Source organism: Synechococcus sp. BA-120 BA3, from assembly GCF_034931285.1.
Classification (GTDB): Bacteria; Cyanobacteriota; Cyanobacteriia; order PCC-6307; family Cyanobiaceae; genus Cyanobium.
On sequence record NZ_JAYGHZ010000199.1, the window covers coordinates 1 to 1,011 of the forward strand.

General features: G+C 75.7%; 2 protein-coding genes. Both read left to right on the plus strand.

What is annotated here, in order from left to right; genetic code table 11:
* A partial coding sequence (locus VB737_RS07245) for a nucleotidyl transferase family protein (protein ID WP_500312244.1) occupies nt 1-261 on the plus strand: 261 nt, incomplete at its 5' end.
* The coding region (locus VB737_RS07250) for a nitrilase-related carbon-nitrogen hydrolase (protein WP_500312245.1) at nt 261-1,011 on the plus strand (751 nt) is incomplete at its 3' end. The genes VB737_RS07245 and VB737_RS07250, both read left to right, overlap by 1 nt.

Below are 1,011 nucleotides of genomic sequence, written 5' to 3' on the forward strand. Positions count from 1 at the left end.
GGCCAGATCCACCGCTGGAGGCGGGCCGAGGAGCTGCTGCGCGGCTGCCGGCTCGGCATCGCCCGCCGCCAGGGCTGGCCCCTGCAGCCGGCGGACCTGGAGCGGCTGCGGGGGCTGGGGGCGACGGTCGACCTGCTGCCCCTGGCGATCCCCCCCAGTGCCAGTTCCCGGATCCGGGAGCAGCCCGATCCGGCCCAGGTACCGTCCGAACTCTGGCCGGTGCTGCTGCAGCACAATCTCTACGGCCTCTCCGAGCCCTGATGCGCCTCGCCCTGGCCCAGCTCAATCCCCTGGTGGGCGACCTGGAGGGCAACGGCCGGAGGATCCTGGCGGCCGCCGAGCGGGCCCGCGCCGGCGGTGCCGACCTGCTGCTCACCCCCGAGCTGTCGCTGTGGGGCTACCCGCCCCGCGACCTGCTGCTGCGGCCCGCCCTGATCCAGCGCCAGGAGCGGGTCCTCGCGTCCCTGGCGGCAGCCTGCCCAGGGGGACTGTCCCTGCTGGTGGGGGTGGCCGAGCCGGTGGCCGGCCGGCGCCAGCCGGGGCTGCACAACGCCCTGGCCCTGGTGGAGCGGGGCGGCTGGCGGATCGTCTGCCGCAAGCGCCTGCTGCCCAGCTACGACGTCTTCGACGAACGCCGCTACTTCCTGCCCGGCGACGCCCCGGCGGTGCTGGAGCTGGTGGCGGGCGGCCGCCCCTGGCGCCTGGGGCTGACGATCTGCGAGGACCTCTGGGTGGAGGAGACCCTGCGCAGCCGCTGGCCGGACGCGGTGGATCCGATCGCCGATCTGGTGCCCACGGGGATCGACCTGCTGCTCAACCTCTCGGCTTCCCCCTTCGGCCGCGGCAAGGGGGAGGTGCGCCAGGGGCTGGCGGCCCGGGCGGCGGCCCGGCTGGGGGTGCCAGTGGTCTACCTCAACCAGGTGGGCGGCAACGACGAGCTGGTCTTCGACGGTGCCAGCTTCGTGGTGGACCGGACCGGCCGGCCCCTGCTGCGCCTGGCCTGCGCCGCCG